This window comes from Nocardia sp. PLKS1-43, from assembly GCF_059510335.1.
This window is the reverse complement of sequence record NZ_JCAJZQ010000001.1, coordinates 655,530-676,073: the sequence shown is the minus strand read 5'-3', so window position 1 is coordinate 676,073 and position 20,544 is coordinate 655,530. Positions and strand designations below refer to the sequence as shown.

General features: G+C 68.8%; 20 protein-coding genes. 8 read left to right on the top strand and 12 right to left on the bottom strand.

Annotated elements, in window-relative coordinates; genetic code table 11:
- Nucleotides 1-219: 219 nt before the first annotated feature.
- Nucleotides 220-1,221, bottom strand: coding sequence for an alpha/beta fold hydrolase (locus AC5WS7_RS03150; protein ID WP_495952794.1), 1,002 nt, complete (start codon nucleotides 1,219-1,221; stop codon nucleotides 220-222).
- Between the two features lie 22 nt (nucleotides 1,222-1,243).
- Between AC5WS7_RS03150 and AC5WS7_RS03145 the strand changes: the two genes are divergently transcribed.
- From AC5WS7_RS03145 to pnuC, 3 genes are all read left to right on the top strand, one after another.
- Entirely contained in the window at nucleotides 1,244-2,083 is an 840-nt protein-coding gene (locus AC5WS7_RS03145) for an SDR family NAD(P)-dependent oxidoreductase (protein WP_495952793.1), read from the top strand.
- Nucleotides 2,084-2,269: 186 nt separating this feature from the next.
- Nucleotides 2,270-2,518 carry a S1 RNA-binding domain-containing protein gene (locus AC5WS7_RS03140; RefSeq protein WP_495952792.1) on the top strand — a complete coding sequence of 83 codons (249 nt, stop codon included), beginning with the start codon at nucleotides 2,270-2,272 and terminating at the stop codon, nucleotides 2,516-2,518.
- 155 nt (nucleotides 2,519-2,673) lie between these two features.
- Nucleotides 2,674-3,375 carry a nicotinamide riboside transporter PnuC gene (gene pnuC, locus AC5WS7_RS03135; RefSeq protein WP_495952791.1) on the top strand — a complete coding sequence of 234 codons (702 nt, stop codon included), beginning with the start codon at nucleotides 2,674-2,676 and terminating at the stop codon, nucleotides 3,373-3,375.
- 21 nt (nucleotides 3,376-3,396) lie between these two features.
- Here pnuC and AC5WS7_RS03130 read toward each other — a convergent pair whose 3' ends face one another.
- Nucleotides 3,397-3,573 (bottom strand): LysR substrate-binding domain-containing protein, encoded by a 177-nt coding sequence (locus AC5WS7_RS03130; protein ID WP_495952790.1) that lies wholly within the window; start codon nucleotides 3,571-3,573, stop codon nucleotides 3,397-3,399.
- On the opposite strand from AC5WS7_RS03130, the gene AC5WS7_RS03125 reads away from it, so the two are divergent.
- Nucleotides 3,566-3,757, top strand: coding sequence for a hypothetical protein (locus AC5WS7_RS03125; protein WP_495952789.1), 192 nt, complete (start codon nucleotides 3,566-3,568; stop codon nucleotides 3,755-3,757). The genes AC5WS7_RS03130 and AC5WS7_RS03125 overlap by 8 nt on opposite strands.
- Here AC5WS7_RS03125 and secG read toward each other — a convergent pair.
- On the bottom strand, nucleotides 3,744-3,977 hold the full coding sequence (gene secG, locus AC5WS7_RS03120; protein ID WP_040824989.1) for a preprotein translocase subunit SecG: 234 nt from the start codon (nucleotides 3,975-3,977) through the stop codon (nucleotides 3,744-3,746). The genes AC5WS7_RS03125 and secG overlap by 14 nt on opposite strands.
- A gap of 458 nt (nucleotides 3,978-4,435) precedes the next feature.
- On the opposite strand from secG, the gene AC5WS7_RS03115 reads away from it, so the two are divergent.
- Together AC5WS7_RS03115 and AC5WS7_RS03110 are read left to right on the top strand one after the other, a co-directional pair.
- Nucleotides 4,436-5,248, top strand: a complete 813-nt coding sequence (locus AC5WS7_RS03115) for an META domain-containing protein (RefSeq protein WP_495952788.1) — start codon at nucleotides 4,436-4,438, stop codon at nucleotides 5,246-5,248.
- Between the two features lie 41 nt (nucleotides 5,249-5,289).
- Nucleotides 5,290-7,599 (top strand): transketolase C-terminal domain-containing protein, encoded by a 2,310-nt coding sequence (locus tag AC5WS7_RS03110; protein ID WP_495952787.1) that lies wholly within the window; start codon nucleotides 5,290-5,292, stop codon nucleotides 7,597-7,599.
- 186 nt (nucleotides 7,600-7,785) lie between these two features.
- Here AC5WS7_RS03110 and AC5WS7_RS03105 read toward each other — a convergent pair whose 3' ends face one another.
- Entirely contained in the window at nucleotides 7,786-9,036 is a 1,251-nt protein-coding gene (locus tag AC5WS7_RS03105) for a cytochrome P450 (RefSeq protein ID WP_495952786.1), read from the bottom strand.
- A gap of 39 nt (nucleotides 9,037-9,075) precedes the next feature.
- Here AC5WS7_RS03105 and AC5WS7_RS03100 point away from each other — a divergent pair, with 39 nt between their 5' ends.
- On the top strand, nucleotides 9,076-9,888 hold the full coding sequence (locus tag AC5WS7_RS03100; protein WP_495952785.1) for an SAM-dependent methyltransferase: 813 nt from the start codon (nucleotides 9,076-9,078) through the stop codon (nucleotides 9,886-9,888).
- Between the two features lie 73 nt (nucleotides 9,889-9,961).
- Here the strand turns inward: AC5WS7_RS03100 and tpiA are convergent, their stop codons facing one another.
- From tpiA to AC5WS7_RS03060, 8 genes are all read right to left on the bottom strand, one after another.
- On the bottom strand, nucleotides 9,962-10,747 hold the full coding sequence (gene tpiA / locus AC5WS7_RS03095; protein WP_495952784.1) for a triose-phosphate isomerase: 786 nt from the start codon (nucleotides 10,745-10,747) through the stop codon (nucleotides 9,962-9,964).
- A 5-nt stretch (nucleotides 10,748-10,752) separates the two neighbouring features.
- The gene (locus AC5WS7_RS03090) at nucleotides 10,753-11,964 is read right to left on the bottom strand and encodes a phosphoglycerate kinase (protein ID WP_495952783.1); all 1,212 of its coding nucleotides are present in this window, start codon (nucleotides 11,962-11,964) and stop codon (nucleotides 10,753-10,755) included.
- 5 nt (nucleotides 11,965-11,969) lie between these two features.
- Nucleotides 11,970-12,989, bottom strand: a complete 1,020-nt coding sequence (gene gap / locus AC5WS7_RS03085; RefSeq protein WP_495952782.1) for a type I glyceraldehyde-3-phosphate dehydrogenase — start codon at nucleotides 12,987-12,989, stop codon at nucleotides 11,970-11,972.
- Between the two features lie 254 nt (nucleotides 12,990-13,243).
- A complete protein-coding gene (gene whiA / locus AC5WS7_RS03080; RefSeq protein WP_067889870.1) occupies nucleotides 13,244-14,227 on the bottom strand; it encodes a DNA-binding protein WhiA in 984 nt (327 codons plus the stop codon).
- The gene (locus AC5WS7_RS03075; protein ID WP_495952781.1) at nucleotides 14,218-15,264 is read right to left on the bottom strand and encodes a gluconeogenesis factor YvcK family protein; all 1,047 of its coding nucleotides are present in this window, start codon (nucleotides 15,262-15,264) and stop codon (nucleotides 14,218-14,220) included. Before AC5WS7_RS03075 ends, whiA begins: the two co-directional genes overlap by 10 nt.
- Nucleotides 15,261-16,208 (bottom strand): RNase adapter RapZ, encoded by a 948-nt coding sequence (gene rapZ, locus AC5WS7_RS03070; RefSeq protein ID WP_495952780.1) that lies wholly within the window; start codon nucleotides 16,206-16,208, stop codon nucleotides 15,261-15,263. Before rapZ ends, AC5WS7_RS03075 begins: the two co-directional genes overlap by 4 nt.
- Nucleotides 16,209-16,330: 122 nt before the next feature.
- Nucleotides 16,331-18,535 (bottom strand): excinuclease ABC subunit UvrC, encoded by a 2,205-nt coding sequence (gene uvrC / locus AC5WS7_RS03065; RefSeq protein ID WP_495952779.1) that lies wholly within the window; start codon nucleotides 18,533-18,535, stop codon nucleotides 16,331-16,333.
- A gap of 53 nt (nucleotides 18,536-18,588) precedes the next feature.
- Nucleotides 18,589-19,464 carry a LysR family transcriptional regulator gene (locus AC5WS7_RS03060; RefSeq protein WP_495953728.1) on the bottom strand — a complete coding sequence of 292 codons (876 nt, stop codon included), beginning with the start codon at nucleotides 19,462-19,464 and terminating at the stop codon, nucleotides 18,589-18,591.
- Between the two features lie 71 nt (nucleotides 19,465-19,535).
- On the opposite strand from AC5WS7_RS03060, the gene AC5WS7_RS03055 reads away from it, so the two are divergent.
- Complete coding sequence (locus tag AC5WS7_RS03055) at nucleotides 19,536-20,543, top strand: bile acid:sodium symporter family protein (RefSeq protein WP_495952778.1); 1,008 nt, start codon at nucleotides 19,536-19,538, stop codon at nucleotides 20,541-20,543.
- Nucleotide 20,544 lies beyond the last annotated feature (1 nt).

Below are 20,544 nucleotides of genomic sequence, written 5' to 3'. Positions count from 1 at the left end.
CGGTCGGGGCGAGCGGCTTGGGCGCGGCCGAGGTGCACAGATCGTGTCGTCGGCTGCGCCGACGATCGCGGTGCCCCTCGGGGTCCGGGCGCGTCTGCGCCCCGTCGTCGTGATCGCCTCGGCTGCCCGGTTTCCGAATTCGCCTTTGTCGCAACCTGCTTCGGCGGACCGGACCGGACCGGGGCGCTGCGCATCCAGCGGTGGCCGCAATCCGATCGATCAGATGTGCGCCGGATCGAGAGCGCTCAGGTGCCGGGTGAGGAACTCGTTCACCGCGTCGGTACGCTCCCATTGCACGAGATGGCCCGCGCCGGAGACCTTTTCGACCGCACGCAGATCCGGCACGTGCGCGCGGAGCGTGGCCAGCGGGTCGCGCCCGCTGAAGCCTTCCATATCCGGATCGTTCTCGCCGTACAGGAAGTAGGCGGGAACCGGCACCGTGGTCGGCAGGTCCGCGGTCAACTCCCAGTTGCGGTCCAGGGCGCGGTACCAGTTCAGCCCGCCCGTGAACCCGGTGCGCTCGAATTCCGTTACCTGGGCCTGGAATTCGGCCTCGGACAACCACGACCAGGGCAGGGCGGGGGCCGGTGGCAGTGCGTCGAGATAGCCGATGCCGGGGGGATTCTTCCAGGTGTCCAGATAGTGGTAGTCGCCGCTGAGCGAGTAGTACACGCGGGCCAGGAATTCGCGCGGGCGCGCGGCCAGTTCGGCGTCGGCGACACCGGGCGTCTGGAAATACGACAGATGCAGGAAGTGCCGTTCGGCGGCCTTGGTCCAGAATGCCGACGGCGGCTTGGGCGGGCGCGGCGCATACGGGTTGTTCAGCACGAATACCGCCGCGACACGCCCGGGCTCGCGCAGCGACAGTTCCCAAACCAGCTGCGCGCCGAAGTCCAGGCCGACGAAGACCGCGTGCTGCGCCCCGATCTGGTCGAGCAGGCCGAGCAGATCGCCGATCACGGCCTGATTCGTCGTGGCCTCGACCCCCTCGGGCGCCTCGGTGCGCCCATATCCGCGCAGGTCGGGGGCTATCGCGTGATATCCGGCCGTCGCCAGGGCGCCCAGCTGTCGCCGCCACACCGACCAGCCGTGCGGAAACCCGTGACAGAAGATCACCGGATATCCGGCGCCCTGCTCCGCGATATGCATCCGGATCCCGTTGGTCGCCACCTGCCGATGCGTCGGCTCCACTCCGCCTCCATAACTAGAACGTGTTCTCATCTCAAGGTAGTGTCCTGAAGTCGTGAACGGAATACTCGCCGGAAAGGTCGCGGTCGTCACCGGCGCCAGCCGCGGCATCGGCAAGGGCATCGCACTGGAACTGGGTGCGGCGGGCGCGACGGTCTACCTGACGGGCCGGTCCGCGACGCCGGGCCGCCTGCCGGGAACCGTGGCGCAGACCGCCGCGGAGATCGGTGAGCTGGGCGGCATCGGAGTGCCCCATGTGTGCGACCATGCCGACGACGACGCGGTGCAGGCCCTGTTCGACAAGGTACGCTCTGATGACGGCCGCCTGGACGTGCTGGTCAACAACGTCTACAACGCGCCGGCCTCCGCACGCTGGCTGGGCCGTCCGTTCTGGGAGGTGCCCCCGCAGGCGTGGGACGAGAGTTTCGACATCGGCGTTCGATCTCATTATGTGGCAAGCGTTTTCGCCGCACCGGCGCTCATCGAATCGGGCGGCCTGATCGTGAACGTCTCCTCCCCCGGCGCGCAGCACTACACCCACAACGCCGTCTACGGCGTCGCCAAGTGCGCGGTGGACCGGCTCACCGCGGATATGGCCCACGATCTGGCCGACACCGGCGTCACCGCGGTCTCGCTGTGGCCGGGCATCGTGAATACCGAACTGCTGCAGATGGTTCCGGCCGATACCCAGGGCCGCCGAATGATCACGCTGCCCGGTGAGGGCACCTTCGACCTCGACGAGGCCGAGACACCGCGCTTCCCGGGACGTGCCGTCGTCGCCCTGGCCGCCGATCCGGACCGCCGCGCCCGCACCGGAAAGCCTTGGCGGGTCCGCGATCTCGCCGACGCCTACGGTTTCACCGATGTCGACGGCCGGATTCCCCGACTGGGCTGAGACCCCTCGGCGGGCTTGACCGCCGACCCGGCGTCGGCCTAATCTGGCTCGCGTGACTGCCGGGTCGGCTACCAGCCGCGCACAGACAGGATTCCCGGCCGCGAGGTGATCGCGGCGCGGGCCAGAGGCCCGCCCTCCGAACGCGTCCCGTTCTACTTCCAGGGACTGCGAGAGGAGGTGAATCACATGTCCCACCAACCAGTTTCGCCCTCGGCATGGGCCGCGTTCCGCGCTGCCCACACCCCGGGTAGCGCACTCGCGGCGACCGTCGTCTCGGTCGTGCCGTTCGGCGCGTTCCTCGAGGTGGCTCCGGGCATCCACGGCCTGCTGCACACGCGGGAGTGGCGGGGCGAGCCGCGGGTCGGCTCGGTACTCGACGTCCGGATCATGCAGCTCGACGACGAGAACCGCCGGCTGAGCCTGGCCCAGGCGTAACAGCGCGGGTGTGGGGCCGGGATGCGGCCGGCCCCACACCCGTTCAGCGTAGAACCCGGTTCCCGCCGCTCGATCGGTGGCCGAGTCGCCGCATGCCGCAAGCACATCCCTACCGCACCAGGATGAGAAATCCGGAGCCCGGGGTTACAGCTGAGGTGAATCCTGTATCAGCGCTGCTCGATGCCGAACTCCACATCGCGGGGTCGACGATCCTCTGGCGCGAGGTGATCGGTAACGGCTTCGGCCTGGCCTCCGCGATCGGCGGAATGCGGCGACGGGTGTGGGCATGGCCGGTCGGGATCGCGGGGAACGCTCTGCTGTTCACCGTCTTCGCCGGGGGCGTGTTCGACACCCCGCAGCACCTGAACATGGCCGGTCAAGCAGGCCGTCAGCTGATGTTCATCGCGGTGAGCGGCTACGGCTGGTGGGCTTGGTACCGGCATTCCCGGCGAGAGACCGGGCTCGAACACCGCGCCGTGGTACCGCGCTGGGCGAGCGCCCGGGAACGCTGGACCCTGGTCGCCGCGATGATTCTGGGCACGCTGATCTGCACGAAGCTGTTCGCCTGGCTCGGATCGTACGGTCCGTGGGCCGAGGCGTGGATCTTCACCGGCTCGGTCCTGGCCACCTACGGGATGGCACGCGGGCTCGCCGAATTCTGGCTGCTGTGGATCGCGGTGGACCTGGTCGGCGTGCCGCTGCTGCTGCGGGCCGGGTACTACCCGTCGGCGGTGCTGTACCTCGTCTACGCCGGGTTCGTGGCCTGGGGTTTCGCGGTGTGGGTCCGCACCATGCGCCGGGATCCGGCCGCCGAGGCCGATACCCGGCTCCGTGAACCTCTCGCACTACCGGAATGAGCCCGGTGCTGCGGGCCGCGGTCAGGCGACGTCGCTGAAGCGCTGCACCGACCGCAACGGGGCCGGTTTGGCACGCCAGACCAGGTAGAGGTGAGACGGCGGCGCGTCCGGAACGTCAAGATACGTCACGCCAGGATGCGGGGCCCGGGTACGAGCCGGTTCGGGCACCGCGCCGATACCTCGGCCCGCGGTGATCAATTCGATCGACTCGCCGAAGTTCGTGCAGGTGACGATCTCGCGACCGGAATCGTCTCCGGGCCAGGAGGTTTCGTCGGTCGTGCCGGAGCCGGTGCTGGGCGACGGGTACGGGACCGCCGTCGCGATCGCGGCGATCGTCCTCGCCGTGGCGACCGCCGGGGCGCTCGCGATCAGGCGAACTTGATCTCCAGGCCGATGCCCAGAATCGCGATCAGCCAGATGAGACCGGTGAAGATGGTGATGCGGTCGAGGTTCTTCTCGACGACGGTGGATCCGGACAGGCTCGACTGCACGCCGCCGCCGAACAGGTTGGACAGGCCCCCGCCCTTCGCGCGGTGCAGCAACACCAGCAACACCAGCAACACGCTGGTGATCACCAGGAGGATATCCAGGAACATGCGCATGCCCGACAGTTTATGCACAACCCCGCGATACCCCCGCATCAGGTGATCCCTCGCCGGTGCGCACTCCCGGTGGGCAGCGGTCGAGAACCGGAAAGCGGCCACTTTCCGCCACCGCGGCAGCCGCGAGAACCAGTTCGGCCGACGGCGCCCGCGATCCGACCGCCGCGTCCGGTCCACCTCACAGCAGTGCCACCGGCCGAGCGAAGACGGTTCGCCCAGGATCATCGGCGACTGTTCTCGGGTCGGGCGGAGTCTGTCCGATCGGTCCGCTCGCCGACGCGGGCGACACCCCGCCGTGGCTGTCTCGCTGACTTCCGAGCACTCCTGGCCCGGAGGTTGCCCCTCGAGGTACCCGGGCCGCCCCTCGACGCAATCCTCGCCGGTGGTCGCCCGTCGACGCCCTCGGCGCGCCCGTCCGGTTCCCGGGTGGCGTCGATCGCCGCCGGTAGCATCGCGGCATGCCGGCCGCAGCGCGATCGCAATCTCCCCGCCGAACAGGCCGAGACGCCCGGCGGTTGTTGGCGCCCGCGCTGCTGGCCTGTGCGCTGCTGGCCGGGTGCTCGGGCGGTTCGTCGGGGCCCGCACCGACACCGATGGGCCACACCTACATCTCCACCGGGGTCGAGGGAACGCCGATTCCCGGCGGCGGGCCGCTGACGCTGAGTTTCGCCGACGGACGCGTCTCCGCCGATTCGGGATGCAACAGCAGCAGCGGACCGGTGAGCTTCGACGGGTCGGTGCTGCGCGTCTCCCGGATGGCCACGACCATGATGGCCTGTATCGGCGACAGGGCGGGGGCGGACGGCTGGCAGACAGCGCTGCTCGAGTCCGGGCCGAAGTGGTCGCTGTCCGGCAACACGCTCACCCTCACCGGGCACGAGGTCACGGTCACCCTGCGGGACAAGCGCGTACTGCGGCCGGATCTGCCGTTGACCGGGACCGCGTGGGTCGTCACGACACTGCTGCGGCCGGAGGGACAGGTCCGGTCGCAGGCCCTGGACACCGCGCGCCCCACGCTCACCATCGCCTCCGACGGTCGCGTCAGCGGTAGCGCGGGATGTAACCGGATGACCGGCACCGCCGATATCTCCGGCTCGACCGCCACCTTCCACCTCGGCACCACCCGGATGACGTGCGCACCCGATGTCATGCAGGTCGAACAGCAGGTCCTGGAAGCCTTGAACGGCACGACCGAGGCCACCGTCGACTCGGACACGCTGACCGTCCGCAACCGGGCGAACAACACCGGCCTGATCCTGCGCTCCGAGTGAAACCGGCCCCCGGTGACCAGGCGAAGGGCAGCATGACACGGGTGATCAACGAACGAGAAGCAGAACTCGATCGGCGGTTCCGCGCGGCGGTGGCCGCCGTGCGGCCCGGAACTCCCCGTGCCGCAACCGAATCCGTTTTGCCGGGCAGCCCGTATACCGCGGGCGCGGTGCTCGAGCTGTTCGACGCGCAGGCCACCAGCCGGCACCTGGATCTGGCGGCCCGCGCGCTCACCGCCGCCGGACACGGGTACTACAGCATCGGATCCTCGGGACACGAGGGGAACGCCGCTCTCGCCGCGGTGCTGCGCCCGACCGACCCGGCGCTGCTGCACTATCGTTCGGGCGCGTTCTTCGTGCATCGCTGCCGACGGGTCGAGGGCTCCGATCCCATCCGGGACGTTCTGCTGGGCGTGGTGGCCGCGGCCGCGGACCCGATATCCGGTGGGCGGCACAAGGTGTTCGGCAGCAGGCCCGCCGCGATCCTGCCGCAGACCTCGACGATCGCCTCCCATCTGCCGCGTGCGGTGGGCCTGGCCTTCGCGCTGGACCGGGCCGACCGGCTGGGCAGATTCACCCCGTGGCCGTCCGATGCGGTGGTGGTGTGCACGTTCGGGGATGCCTCGGCCAATCATTCGACCGCGGCCGGGGCGATCAACACGGCCGTGCACACCGCCCATCAGCAGATCCCGATGCCGGTGCTGTTCGTCTGCGAGGACAACGGCATCGGGCTGAGCGTGCCCACTCCCCCGGACTGGATCGGCCGCGCCTACGGAACTCGTCCGGGTCTGCGCTATTTCGAGGTCGACGGCTCCGATGTGCTTGCGACACTGACCGTTTCGGCCGAAGCGACGGCCTGGGTCCGGGAGAACCGGCTGCCGGCGTTCCTGCGCCTGCGCACCACCCGGCTGCTCGGCCACGCGGGCTCGGATGTGGAATCGGCATATCGCCGCGCGAGCGACCTCGCCGAGGAGTTGCGCCGCGACCCGGTCACCGCGACCGGACGTCTGCTGGTCGGCTCGGGCAGCATCGGCGCGCGGGAACTCATCGCCCGGTACGACGCCATCGCGGGCGAGGTCGCGGGAGTCGCCGCACAGGTCACCGGAGCGGCCACCCTCGACTCCACCGCCGCGGTCATCGCGCCCCTGGCACCGAACCACCCCGACCGGCTTCGCGCGGACGCCATGCGCACCGGGCCGCTGCCCGACCCGCCGATGCCGCCGGGTGCACGCGCGTTCGACGCCCGCAAGCGCACACCGGCAGGATCCGCGAACCCGGACCGCGCGGGACGAGCACCGGTGTCCCCGAACGATGTTGTGCCGGTGGATACTTCAGCGGGCGGAACACCCTCGATGACGCTCGCGCAGTCGATCAACCACACCCTGGCGCAGCTGCTCGAACGCGACGGCGACCTGCTCGTCTTCGGCGAGGACGTCGGCCGCAAGGGCGGGGTGTACGGGGTGACGAAGGGTCTGCAACGCCGATTCGGCGCGCGGCGGGTATTCGATACGCTGCTGGACGAACAGAGCGTGCTGGGCACCGCGCTCGGTGCGGGTCCGGCCGGATTCGTGCCGATCCCGGAGATCCAATATCTGGCGTATGTGCACAACGCGCTCGACCAGATCCGGGGCGAGGCCGCCACGCAGCAGTTCTTCTCCGCCGGACAGTTCCGCAATCCGATGGTCGTGCGCATCGCCGCGTACGCCTACCAGAAGGGGTTCGGCGGACACTTTCACAACGACAATTCCGTTGCGGCACTGCGGGATATCCCCGGATTGGTGATCGCCTCGCCCGCCCGTCCGGACGACGCCGCGGGCATGCTGCGCACCTGCGTGGCCGCGGCCCGGGTCGACGGCCGGGTCTGCGTCTACCTCGAGCCGATCGCCCTCTACCACACCCGCGACCTGCACGAATCAGGCGACGACGACTGGCTGGCCACTCCCGCCGACGAATCGATCGATATCGGCCGCGCCCGAATCCACGGCGACGGAACCGATCTCACCATCGTCACCTTCGCCAACGGGCTGCGCATGAGCCTGCGCGCCGCACGACGGCTGTCCCAGCGCGGAATTCACGCCCGTGTGCTCGATTTACGCTGGCTCGCACCGCTTCCCGCCGAGGACATCCTGCATCACGCCCGCGCCACCGGCCGCGTCGTCATCGCCGACGAAACCCGCCGCAGCGGAGGGATCTCCGAGGCGGTGTGCACCGCCCTGATCGACGCCGGGTTCACCGGCCCGATCACCCGCGTCACCAGCGCGGACAGCTTCGTCCCCCTGGGCCCGGCCACCGCACACGTGCTGCTGGACGAGACCACCATCGAGAATGCCGCGGCCGCAGTGGTTTCCGCCTGACCATCGCATCTCGGGCAGCACGCCATCATCGGCCGGCACCTGTTGCGGCTCTGTTGTTTCCGGCGATCGGTGTACACCCCGGTCAGCGCGGAGTGACCATGGTCGGCAGCGCGGTGAAACCGCGGTTGTTCGTGGAATGGACGCGGCGCAGTCCGGCCGGGTCGACCTCGAAATCGGCGAGCCTGGTCAGCGCGAGATGACCGTGGTGGGCAGTGCCGTGAAACCACGGTTGTTGGAGGAATGGACGCGGCGCAGCCCGGCTGGGTCGACCTCGAAGTCGGCGATGCGAGATACGATCTCCTGCAACGCGATCCGCAATTCCAGCAGGCCGAGATTGGACCCGAGGCAGTGGTGGCGGCCGCTGCCGAACCTCACCGCGTCGCCGCTGTCGCGGTCCAGGTCGAACCGGTCCGGGTTCTCGAACACGCGCGGATCGCGATTGGCCGAACCGCTCAGCAGCAGAATGCGCGCGTCTGCCGGAATCGTCACCCCGTGCAATTCCACCGGCACGGTGGTGGTTCGCAGGATCACCTGATTCGACGGGTCGTACCGCATCGCCTCGTCGATCCAGTCCTCGATCCGGCCCAGCGGCGACGGCGACCGCGCGCCCAGCGCGATCCGGCGCTGATCGGGATGCTGCCAGGCCGCGTGCCACAGATTGCCCAGGGTCAGCATGGCCGTCTCGATACCCGCGCCGACCAGCAGGATCACCACGCCCACGATCTCCTCGGGAGTGAGCCGGTCGGCACCGTCTGCGGCGTCGAGCAGGCCCGAGAGCAGATCGTCACCGCGGTGCGCGGCGCGTTCGATGGTCAGCTCGGTGTAGTAGCCGACCAGGGCGCCGATCGCCTGCATGGCCTCTGGCCGCAGATCGGTGGACTCCTCCTCGGTGTACATGATCTCCATGCCGAGTTTGCGGACCATCGCCCGATCGGCCTCGGGCACCCCTACCAGCTCGGAGATCACCTCGGTCGGATACGGTCCGGCGAACTCGGACATCAGATCGAAACTACCGCGTTCGAGCAGCGGCTCGAGCAGGCCGCGAGCGATCTCCCGCAGCCGCGGCTCGAGCGACTGCACCCGGTGCTGGGTGAAAGCCCGCACCACCAGCCCGCGCAGCCGGGTGTGCTTGGGCGGATCCATCGCCACGAAGGAGAAGAAGCGCTCCGCCTGCGGGCCCCAAAATGCCGGTTCCATTCGCAGCCCGTTCGCGCTGGAGAAACGATCCGAATCGCGGAGGGCGGCCAGCACATCGGCGTGGCGGGACAACGCCCAGAAATCGTCCGTCTCGTTGCGGAACACCGGCGCCTGCTCGCGCAGCTGTTGGTAATACGGATACGGATTCTCGTGGACGTCGAAATCGTATGGGCTGTACTGCAACTGCATGGAGATGCCTTCCGGACGGTGCGGCACAGCCGCTACCGGTTCACTGTCCAAGCTGACATGATCACAGTAGTCGACAGGAAAGAGGGCAGCGTGAACTCCGAATTCGTACCCGAAGGTATCGATGTCACCACGCCGCATCCGGCCCGCCGCTACGACTACTGGCTCGGTGGCAAGAACAATTTCGAGGCCGATCGAGAATCCGCCGAACTCGTCGCCGAGGCATTTCCGACGATCCGCTTCGCCTGCCTGGAGAATCGCAACTTCCTGCGCCGGGCGGTCAGTTATCTCACCGAGGAGGCCGGAATCCGGCAGTTCCTGGACATCGGCGCCGGGCTGCCCACGGCGGGCAACGTGCACGAGATCGCCCAGGGCATCGCACCGGAGTCGCGCATCGTCTATGTGGACAACGATCCGATCGTGCTGATTCACGCCCGCACGCTGCTGGACAGCTCGCCCGAGGGCGCCACCGCCTATCTCGACGCCGACGTGCGCGATCCGGCGGCCATCCTGTCCCATCCGGATCTGCTGTCCACCCTGGACCTGAGCCGGCCGGTGGCGCTGATGCTGGTGGCGGTCATGCATTTCATCACCGACGAGGAGAAGCCGCACGAGCTGGTACGGCAGCTGTGCGAGGCGCTGGCTCCCGGCAGCTACCTCGTCATGACCCACGCCACCGACGACCACCTCACCCAGGAGGATCTGAACGAGACCCGCGAGGCCAACGAGCGCAGCGGCATCCCGTTCCGGTTACGCTCCACCGCCGAGTTCGAACCGTTCTTCACCGGCATGGAACTGGTGCCGCCGGGGATCACCTCGGTGATGACGTGGCGTCCGGAAACCTGGCACGCGCACCCCCGCCCCGAGGCCGTCTCCATGCTCAGCGGGGTCGCGCGCATCGGCTGATCATCCGGCCGAACCGATCGGCCCGGCCGCGCGGGTTGCGCGGCCGGGCCGATTCTGGTTGCGGGACAGCATGTTACGGCAGCGGACCGCCCGCGGCGATCGCCGAGAGGGTGGCGAACTCGTCACCCTTGAGCGACGCGCCGCCGACGAGCGCACCGTCGATATCGGTCTGCGCGACCAGTTCGCCGACGTTCTTGGCGTTCACCGAACCCCCGTACAGCACTCGGACCGAGGCGGCCACCTGCGGGTTCGCCAGCTCGGCCAGCTCGCCGCGGATCGCGCCGCACACCTCCTGCGCGTCCGCGGGGGTCGCGACCCGTCCGGTGCCGATGGCCCACACCGGCTCGTACGCGATGACGACCTTGGCGATCTCATCGGCCGTGAGGCCCGCGAGCGAACCGCGCAGCTGCTCGAGGTTGTACGCGACATGTTCGCTCACCTCGCGCACACCCAGGCCCTCGCCGATGCACACGATCGGGGTGATCCCGTGCGCGAGCGCCTGCTTGGCCTTGGCCAGCACGGTCGCGTCGTCCTCGGTGTGGTACTGACGCCGCTCCGAATGCCCGACCACGACGAACGAGCAGCCCAGCTTGGCCAGCATCGATGCGCTGATCTCGCCGGTGTACGCGCCCGATTCGTGCACCGAGACGTCCTGGGCGCCATAGGTGACCAGCAGTCGGTCGCCCTCCACCAGGGTCTGCACACTCCGGATGTCCACGAACGGCGGAATCACCGTCACGTCGACCTTGTCGAAGTACTTGTCCGGCAAGGCGAATGCGATCTTCTGAACCAGGGCGATGGCCTCGAGATGATTGAGGTTCATCTTCCAGTTGCCCGCGATGAGCGGTTTGCGTGCCACCCGCCTCAGCCCTCCAATACCGCGATGCCGGGCAGTTCCTTGCCCTCCAGATATTCCAGCGACGCGCCGCCGCCGGTGGAGATGTGCGAGAAACCGTCCTCCGGCAGACCCAGCGTACGCACCGCCGCGGCCGTGTCGCCGCCGCCGACGACCGTGAACGCACCCTTCTCGGTCGCCCGCACGATCGCCTCGGCCACCTTGCGGGTGCCGTCGGCGAACTTCTCGAACTCGAACACGCCCATCGGGCCGTTCCAGAACACCGTGCGCGCCTCGGTCAGCAGCGCGCCGAAGCGGGCCGCCGAGTCCGGGCCGATGTCCAGGCCCATCCAGCCCTCGGGAATCTCGTCGGCGGGCACCACCTTCGAATCCGCGTCCGCGGCGAACTTCTCCGCCGCCACGATGTCACGGGGCAGGTGGATGACGTCGGCGTACCGGTCCAGCAGGCCGCGGCAGGTCTCGATCATCTCCTCCTGCAACAGCGAGGAACCTACCGAAATGCCTTGTGCGGCAAGGAATGTGAAGCACATGCCACCGCCGATGACCAGGGTGTCGACCTTCGGCGCCAGCGCCTCGATGACCGCCAGCTTGTCCGAGACCTTCGACCCGCCCAGCACGACCGCGTACGGCCGTTCGGTATCGGCCGTCAGTTTGCGCAGCACGTCCACCTCGGCCGCGACCAGCGTGCCCGCATAATGCGGCAGCAGGGCGGCCACGTCGTAGACCGAGGCCTGCTTGCGGTGCACGACGCCGAAGCCGTCGGAGACGAACGCGCCGTCCTCGCCGACCAGTTCGACCAGCGCGCGGGCCAGTTTGCCGCGCTCGGCGTCGTCCTTGCTGGTCTCGCGCGGATCGAAACGGATGTTCTCCAACAGCAGCACATCGCCGTCGGTGAGGCCCTCCGAACGCGCGAGCGCGTCCTGGCCCACCACGTCACCCGCGAGCTGGACGTTGCGGCCCAGCTCCTGCGCCAGGCGCTCGGCGACCGGCGCCAGCGACAGCGCGGGATCGGGCTCGCCCTTCGGGCGGCCCAGGTGCGCGGTCAGCACCACCTTGGCGCCGGCCTCGACCAGCTTGGAGACGGTGGGAACCGAGGCGATGATGCGGCCCGGATCGGTGATGACCCCATTGTCCAAGGGGACGTTCAGGTCGGAGCGCACGAGCACGCCCCGGCCTTCGACACCCTCGTCCAGGAGATCCTGAAGTGTCTTGACGGTCATATCGTTCAGAGCGACTTGCCGACGAGGCCGATGAGGTCGGCGAGGCGGTTGGAGTAGCCCCACTCGTTGTCGTACCAGGAGTACACCTTGACCTGGTCGTCGATGATCTTGGTCAGCGGCGCGTCGAAGATCGACGAGTGCGGGTCGGTGACGATGTCGCTCGACACGATCGGGTCGGTGCTGTACTTCAGGATGCCCTTCAGCGGGCCCTCGGCGGCGGCCTTGAACGCCGCGTTGATCTCCTCGACCGACGCCTTCTTGGCCAGGTCGGCGGTCAGGTCGGTGATCGAGCCGGTGGGGATCGGCACGCGCAGCGAGTAGCCGTCCAGCTTGCCGTTCAGCTCGGGCAGCACCAGGCCGATGGCCTTGGCCGCACCGGTGCTGGTCGGCACGATGTTCAGCGCGGCGGCGCGGGCGCGACGCAGATCCTTGTGCGGGCCGTCCTGCAGGTTCTGGTCCTGGGTGTAGGCGTGGATGGTGGTCATCAGGCCCTTGACGATGCCGAACTCGTCGTTCAGCACCTTCGCCAGCGGACCCAGGCAGTTCGTGGTGCACGAGGCGTTGGAGATGATGTTCTGGCTGCCGTCGTACTTGTCGTCGTTGACGCCCATCACGACGGTCAGGTCCTCACCCTTGGCGGGGGCGGAGATGATCACCTTCTTCGCGCCCGCGGCCAGATGCCCCTTGGCCTTGGTCGCGTCGGTGAAGATACCGGTGGACTCCACCACCACGTCGACGCCCAGCTCGCCCCACGGCAGCGCCGACGGGCCCTCCTTGATGGCCAGCGCCTTGATGCGCTGATCGCCGACCACGATGGTGTCGTCGCCGTCGAGCGAGACATCCTGCGGCAGGCGACCCAGGATCGAGTCGTACTTGAGCAGGGTCGCCAAGGTGGCGTTGTCGGTGAGGTCGTTGACCGCGACGACTTCGATTTCCGTTGTGCCGAGCGCCTTCTGCGCCTCGACCGCCCTGAAGAAGTTACGCCCGATGCGGCCGAAGCCGTTGATGCCTACCCGGACAGTCACGTTATCGCTCCTCAGCTTTCTGCGGATTCTTCTCCGTTGTCGGTCCACCCTAATGCCCGGCCGTCATGTCACGGACACGCCCCTGGTCACGGTGAGAACGCCGGGCATCACCCGAGTCCCCGCGACACTGCGAGAACGTCCTCGCAGAATACCGACCCGCACCGACAGGACCGCGGTCGATCCGCCCGAAAGTGACGAAAGCCGCCGCGGCGCAAGGATGTTCGCACCACGGCGGCTATCGGCCGGCGTATGCCTCAGGCGTCTTCGAGCAATTCGGCGGTGACCGCGGACTCGGTGTCCGGAATGCCGAGTTCCTTGGCGCGGCGGTCCGCCATCGACAGCAGCCGCCGGATCCGGCCCGCGACCGCGTCCTTGGTCATCGGCGGGTCGGCGAGCTGGCCCAGCTCCTCGAGCGAGGCCTGACGATGCTCGACGCGCAACTTCCCGGCCGCGGCCAGATGGTCGGGCACGTCGTCGCCGAGTATCTCCAGCGCCCGCTCGACCCGCGCGGCCGCGGCCACCGCGGCCCGGGCCGAGCGGCGCAGATTCGCGTCGTCGAAATTGGCCAGGCGGTTCGCGGTGGCCCGGACCTCGCGGCGCATCCGCCGCTCCTCCCAGGTCAACCGGGTGTCCTGCGCGCCCATCCGGGTCAGCAGCGCGCCGATGGCCTCACCGTCGCGCACCACGACGCGGTCGGTGCCGCGGATCTCGCGATTGCGGGCCTGGATGCCCATCCGCCGCGCCGCGCCGACCAGGGCCAGGGCGGCCTCCGGGCCCGGGCAGCTCACCTCGAGCGCCGAGGAGCGGCCGGGCTCGGTGAGCGAGCCGTGCGCGAGGAACGCGCCGCGCCACGCGGCCTCCGCATCGCCGAGACTGCCGCCGACCACCTGCGCGGGCAGGCCGCGCACCGGGCGACCGCGCACGTCCAGCAGGCCGGTCTGGCGCGCGAGCGCCTCGCCCTCCTTGGACACCCGCACCACGTACCGGGAGGTCTTGCGCAGGCCGCCGGCGCCGAGTACGTGCACATCCGAGCCGTAGCCGTACAGCTCGAAGATCTCGCGACGTAGTCGCCGGGCGATGGAGCCCATATCGACCTCCGCCTCGACGATCACCCGCCCGCCGACGATGTGCAGCCCGCCGGCGAACCGTAGTAGCGCCGACAATTCGGCCTTGCGAGATGAGACCTGCGAGACGGACAGACGGCTCAGCTCGTCTTTCACCTCGGCTGTCATCGCCACGAGACCCGCTCCTTTCCACCCAACGCGGACCGCACATCCTGGCCCATGTGCCGTCCTTCGACTCGAAGCCCTGCTGATTCCGGCCGGGGCGCCCGGATCACCTGATCCAGTGCGGCGGCCAACTTCCCAGGGTGGTGCCGGTCCGTCCCCGCCTCGGCGACATCAGCGAAGGTTACTCGCGCACGCAGCTGTTCGGCAGCTCTTGCCACATGTTCGCGTTCCCTACCCTCGGGTACGGACCCGGAGTCCACCACCACGTGGTCCACCGCGAAATCCGGTGCGTGCTGGGACAATACATGTAAATGGCGCTCGGCGGAGAATCCGGCGGTCTCGCCGGGCTCGGCAGCGAGGTTGAGTACCAGGACTTTTCGGGCGCGCGTATGTACCAGTGCCTCATGCAATCCCGGCACCAGCACGTGCGGAATGACGCTGGTGAACCAGGATCCGGGACCGAGGATCACCACATCGGCGTGTTCGATCGCCGAGGTGGCCTCGGGACTCGCCGGCGGGTCCGAGGGGATCAGGCGCACCCGCCGCACCTTACCCGGCGTGGTGGCCACCGCGACCTGTCCGCGGATACACCGGCTCACCCTGGGGTCGGCCTCGAGCCCGGACACGTCGGCTTCGATGGTCAGCGCGGCCGGGGACATCGGCAGTACCCGCCCGGTGCAGCGCAGCAGCGAACCCACGGTGTCCAGTGCGGCAACCGGATCGCCGAGTACCTCGGTGAGCGCGGCCAGGATCAGGTTCCCGGCCGAATGTCCGGCCAGCGCGCCGCTTCCGCCGAAACGGTGCTGAACCGTGCGCGCCCACACCCCGTCGGTCTCCTCGGCCAGCGCCGCGAGGGCCATGCGCAGATCGCCCGGCGGCAACATGCCCAACTCCGCGCGCAGCCGCCCGGACGAGCCGCCGTCGTCGGCGACGGTCACCACGGCGGTGACGTCGGAGGTGAGCCGGCGCGCCGCGGTCAGCGTCGCGTACAGCCCGTGCCCGCCGCCCAGGGCGACCAGGGCCGAATCCGGCCCCTCGGCACTCATTCGCGCCCCAGGTCGCGGTGCACCACGCGCACGGGGTCCGCGCTCGCCTCACCCAACGCCTCACCCAGTGCCTCGGCCACGGCGACACTGCGGTGCTTTCCGCCGGTGCAGCCCACTGCCACGGTCATATAGCGCTTCCCCTCTTGGCGGTAGCCGTCGGTCGTCAGGTCTATCAGGTGGCGACAGGTCTGCAGATAGTCCTGTGCACCGGGACGAGACAACACGTACTCACTGACCACCACATCCTGTCCGGTGTGCTCACGTAGTTCCGGTACCCAATGCGGGTTGGGCAGGAAACGCAAGTCGAACACCATATCCGCATCCAGCGGCACTCCGTACTTGAAACCGAAGGACTGGATGGTGACCTGCAGTGCCTTGGGCGCGCCGCCGCCGTATGCCTCCTCCAATTTGCGGTGCAGCTGATGAACCGACAGAGCTGTCGTGTCGATCACCAGGTCGGCAGCGGTTTTCACCGAGTCGAGCCGGGCTCGCTCGGCGGCGATGCCCGCGGACAGGGTGCCGTCGGCGCTCTCGCTCTGCAACGGATGACGCCGGCGCGCGAATCCGAATCGGCGGATGAGCACGTCGTCGGACGCCTCGAGGAACAGTACCCGGGTGCGCACCCCCGCGGCGCGCAACTGCTCGGTGACCGCCGAGAGGTTGCCGGTGAAGAAGCGACTGCGCACATCCATCACCAGCGCCAGGCGCCGGATGGGCGGATCGGCGGAGACGCCGAGTTCGATCATCCGCTCGATCAGTTCCGGCGGCAGATTGTCCGCCACGTACCAGCCCAGATCCTCGAGCACCCGCGCCGCAGTGCCGCGCCCGGCGCCGGAAAGCCCGGTGACGATGACGACCTCGACCGCGCGCCCGGCCGCCGAACCGGACGAGGCCGAGGACGCCGACGCATCCGACGCACTACCGTTCGACTCCACGCTGGTCATGTCCTACCGGATCCGTTGCTGGCGCTCATGCGATCATCCTGCCTTTTTCCCGTATCCGGCGCCCGGTACGCGCGCCGGGCGACATCGAGACGTAACCGTGCCATCCGATTGATAGGCGGCGCCTATTCGCCGTGCAAGGCCGCGAGCACCGCCTTCGCGGTTGCCACCCCGATGCCCGGAACCTGTGTGATCTCCTCCACCGTAGCCTGCTCGAGCCGGGCGACCGAGCCGAAATGGGTGACCAGCGCGGTCCGGCGCGCCTGGCCGAGCCCGGGAACCGAGTCCAGGGCCGAGGCGGTCATCCGGCGGGAACGTTTGCTGCGGTGGAAGGTGATGGCGAATCGGTGCGCCTCGTCGCGCACGCGCTGCAACAGATACAGCGACTCGCTGTTGCGCGGCATGATCACCGGGTCCAGTTCGCCGGGAACCCACACCTCCTCCAGGCGTTTGGCCAGTCCGATCACCGCGACGTCGGTGATGCCGAGATCGTCCAGCACCTCTGCCGCGGCCGCGACCTGCGGCGCACCGCCGTCGACGACGTACAGATTGGGCGGATAGGAGAACTTGCGGGGTTTGCCGGTCTTCGGATCGATGCCCGGAGTGGGGTTGTCCTCGGCCTCGAGCAGTTCCAGGTCGCGGCGCAATCGCTGGAACCGGCGGCGGGTGACCTCCGCGATGCTGGCGACGTCGTCCGAGCGGCCCTCGCCCGCGGCCTCCTTGATCGCGTAGTGCCGGTACTCGGATTTGCGCGCGAGCCCGTCCTCGAAGACGACGAGGGAGGCGACCACATCGGTGCCCTGCACATGGCTGATGTCCACGCACTCGATTCGCAGCGGTGCGGTGTCGAGGTCCAGCGCGTCCTGAATGCCTTGCAGCGCAGCCGATCTCGCGGTGAGGTCACCGGCCCGCTTGAGCTTGTGCTGAGCCAGGGCCTCGGCGGCGTTGCGCTGGACGGTCTCCATCAGCGCCTTCTTGTCCCCGCGCTGGGGCACCCGCAACTGCACCGCCGAACCGCGCAGCCCCGAGAGCCAGCCCTGCACCTGTTCGAGGTCACCGGGCAAGGCGGGCACCAGCACCTCGCGCGGTACGACCGAGCCCGGCGACTCCGTGCTGGTCTGCTCCGCGAACGCGGCCTGCTCACCGTAGAACTGGGTGAGAAACTGCTCCACCAGCGCGGCCAGTTCACCGCTGGACTCCGCCGCCGGCTCCGTGAAGCCCACTGCGGCGTCCTGCGCCGCGGCGTCACCGGATTCCACGGGCCGCCGCCCATGAGCGGGGCCCGTGGACGCCACGTCGGCCGCGGATTCGTCGCCGGTCACGGATTCCTGGTCGCCGAGGGATTCCTGGCTGCCCGCGGAGTTCGCGGCATCCCGATCCCCGCCGAGACCCGCGGCGTCCCGGTCCGAGCCGGGTGCGGCGGAATCCTGCGCGACCAGGTCGACCGCATCGCCCGATTTGTCGACCACCCAGCCGCGCTGACCGCGGACCCGGCCGTCGCGGACGTGGAAGATCTGCACCGCGGCCTCGAGTTCGTCGGTGGCGAAGGCGACCACGTCGGCATCGGTGCCGGTGCCCAGCACCACGGCCTGCTTCTCCAGCGCGCGCCGCAGCGCCTGCACGTCGTCGCGCAGGCGGGCCGCGGTCTCGAAGTCCAAATCCTCTGCCGCGGCGTGCATCCGGCGTTCCAGCTCGCGCACCATGCGGTCGGTCTTACCGGCCAGGAAATCGCAGAAGTCCTCGGCGATGCGCCGGTGCTCCTCGGCACTGACCCGGTCGATACACGGCGCGGAGCACTTGTCGATGTAGCCGAGCAGGCACGGGCGGCCGATCTGACTGTGCCGCTTGAAGACTCCGGCCGAGCAGGTGCGCACCGGGAACACCCGCAGCAGCAGATCCACCGTCTCGCGGATCGCCCAGGCGTGTGCGTACGGGCCGAAGTACCGCACCCCCTTCTTGCGCGCGCCGCGATAGACGAATACCCGCGGGTACTCCTCGTTCATGCTCACCGCGAGCATGGGATAGCTCTTGTCGTCGCGGTAACGGACGTTGAACCGCGGATCGAACTCCTTGATCCAGTTGTATTCCAGCTGAAGGGCTTCCACCTCGGTGGAGACCACGGTCCACTCGACGCTCGCGGCGGTGGTCACCATCTGGCGGGTGCGCGGATGCAGCGCGGTGATATCGGCGAAGTACGAATTCAACCGGCTGCGCAGACTCTTGGCCTTGCCGACGTAGATGACCTGTCCGAAGGAATCCCGGAACTTGTACACGCCGGGATCGACGGGGATGGTGCCCGGCGCTGGCCGGTACGTCGCTGGATCTGCCACGAAACCAGATTAGCGACGGCCACCGACAGGCGATCGTGCCCACTCCGGCGTGCTCACCCGGCACGACGGGGCGCCGCCGCGTGCTCGCGCCGCGCGCCCGCCACGATCGCCTCGCACAGCGCCCGCTCCGGCTCGGACAACCGGCTGCGGCGGCGCAGCAGTACGAACTCCAGATCGCCCAGTTTCGGCAGCCGATCATCCGCGACGGCGAAAAGCCCTGGGGGAAGAAGACTTTCGGCGTGCACGATGACGCCCAGCCCAGCCAGGACCGCCGCCCGCAGGCCCAGTTGGCTGTCGCTGACGCAGGCGATCCGCCAGGTGCGGCCCGCCTGCTCCAGCGCGTGCAGCGCGGCCTCGCGGGTCATACTCGGCGGCGGATAGGTCACCAGCGGCACCGGATCGGTGAAACCCGTCGCGCCCGAACGCGCCGCCCACACCAGCCGGTCGCGCCACAGCAGTTCGCCGTGCTGCTCCCCCGGCCGCCGCTTGGCCACCATCAGATCCAGTTCCCCGGCCGCGAGCCGGTTGCGCAGCGTCTCGCTCAGACCGACCGTCAACTCCAGGTCGACGCCCGGGTGACTGCGCTGGAATTCCAGCAGTACATCGGGCAGTTCCCGGGCCACCACGTCGTCCGATGCGCCCAGGCGGATCAGGCCGGAGAGCCGGGACTCGGAGAAGTAGCGTTCGGCGTGGGCCTGGGCATCGAGAATGCTGCGGGCGAAGCCGACCATCGCCGCACCGTCGGCGGTCAACGCCAGATTGCGGGTGTCGCGGCGGAACAGCGCCCGCCCGGCCGCCTGCTCGAGTTTGGCGATATGGCCGCTGACGGTGGATTGGCGCAGTCCCAGAATGCGCCCCGCGGCCGTGAACCCGCCAGCCCGCTCGACGGTCAGGAAGGTGCGCAGTTGTTCCGGATCGAACATATTCATCATGCTATGCGTTCAGAGATATCAGTTCGAACGACTTTTGCGATCATTCGTCCGGCACGTATCGTGCCTTTGTGCAGCTTCTCGCCAAACTCCGGATCGACGCCTTCATGCTGGGTCTGCTGGCGGCCGTCCTGGTCGCCGCGCTCCTGCCCGCCCGAGGCGAGGCCGCCGGCGTACTGAGCTGGGCCACCAAGATCGCGATCGGCATCCTGTTCCTGCTGTACGGCGCCCGCTTGCAGCCACGCGAGGCGGTGGAAGGGCTCAAGCACTGGCGACTGCACTCGAGCGTGCTGGCCGTGACCTATCTGGTCTTCCCGCTGATCGGACTGGCGCTGCGACTGCTGGTCCCGTCGGTGCTCACCGACGACCTGTACACCGGCCTGCTCTACCTGTGCCTGCTGCCCTCGACCGTGCAGTCCTCGATCGCGTTCACCTCGATCGCGCGCGGCAATGTGGCCGGTGCGGTGGTGAGCGCGTCGCTGTCCAACCTGCTCGGGGTGTTCGTCACGCCGCTGCTGGTCATGCTGCTGATGGACACCACCGGCCAGGCGACGGTGTCGATGGGCTCGATTACGGCGATCGTGTTGCAGTTGCTGCTGCCGTTCCTGGCCGGACAGCTGCTGCGCGGACCGCTGCAGGTGCTCATGCGGCACGCCACCGTCACCAAGGTGGTCGACCGCGGTTCGGTGTACCTGGTCGTCTACGCCGCGTTCAGCGACAGCATGGTGGAACACATCTGGGGCGGCATTTCGCTGCTGTCCCTGCTGGCGGTGGTCGTGGTGTGCGTCGCGGTGCTCGCGGTGGTGCTGGCGCTGACCACGGTCGCGAGCCGGCTGCTCGGATTCGATCGCGGCGACCGGATCGTGATGATCTTCTGCGGTTCGAAGAAGAGCCTGGCCAGCGGCCTGCCGATGGCCACGGTCCTGTTCGCCGGACACCCGATCGGCCTGATCGTGCTGCCGCTGATGATCTTCCACCAGATCCAGTTGTTCGTCTGCGCCTGGCTGGCCGGACGATGGGAACGGCAGGCCGAGGCCGAACCCGCACGTCCCGACGAGATCGCCACCGAGGCCGCCTGAA

What these genes read in the sequence shown, in the direction of transcription:
- AC5WS7_RS03150 (WP_495952794.1), bottom strand. Translation starts at nt 1,221, where the DNA reads ATGAGAACACGTTCTAGTTATGGAGGCGGAGTGGAGCCGACGCATCGG.
- AC5WS7_RS03140 (WP_495952792.1), top strand. Translation starts at nt 2,270, where the DNA reads ATGTCCCACCAACCAGTTTCGCCCTCGGCATGGGCCGCGTTCCGCGCT.
- secG (WP_040824989.1), bottom strand. Translation starts at nt 3,977, where the DNA reads ATGCGCATGTTCCTGGATATCCTCCTGGTGATCACCAGCGTGTTGCTG.
- AC5WS7_RS03115 (WP_495952788.1), top strand. Translation starts at nt 4,436, where the DNA reads ATGCCGGCCGCAGCGCGATCGCAATCTCCCCGCCGAACAGGCCGAGAC.
- AC5WS7_RS03090 (WP_495952783.1), bottom strand. Translation starts at nt 11,964, where the DNA reads ATGACCGTCAAGACACTTCAGGATCTCCTGGACGAGGGTGTCGAAGGC.
- AC5WS7_RS03075 (WP_495952781.1), bottom strand. Translation starts at nt 15,264, where the DNA reads ATGAGTGCCGAGGGGCCGGATTCGGCCCTGGTCGCCCTGGGCGGCGGG.
- rapZ (WP_495952780.1), bottom strand. Translation starts at nt 16,208, where the DNA reads ATGACCAGCGTGGAGTCGAACGGTAGTGCGTCGGATGCGTCGGCGTCC.
- AC5WS7_RS03060 (WP_495953728.1), bottom strand. Translation starts at nt 19,464, where the DNA reads ATGAATATGTTCGATCCGGAACAACTGCGCACCTTCCTGACCGTCGAG.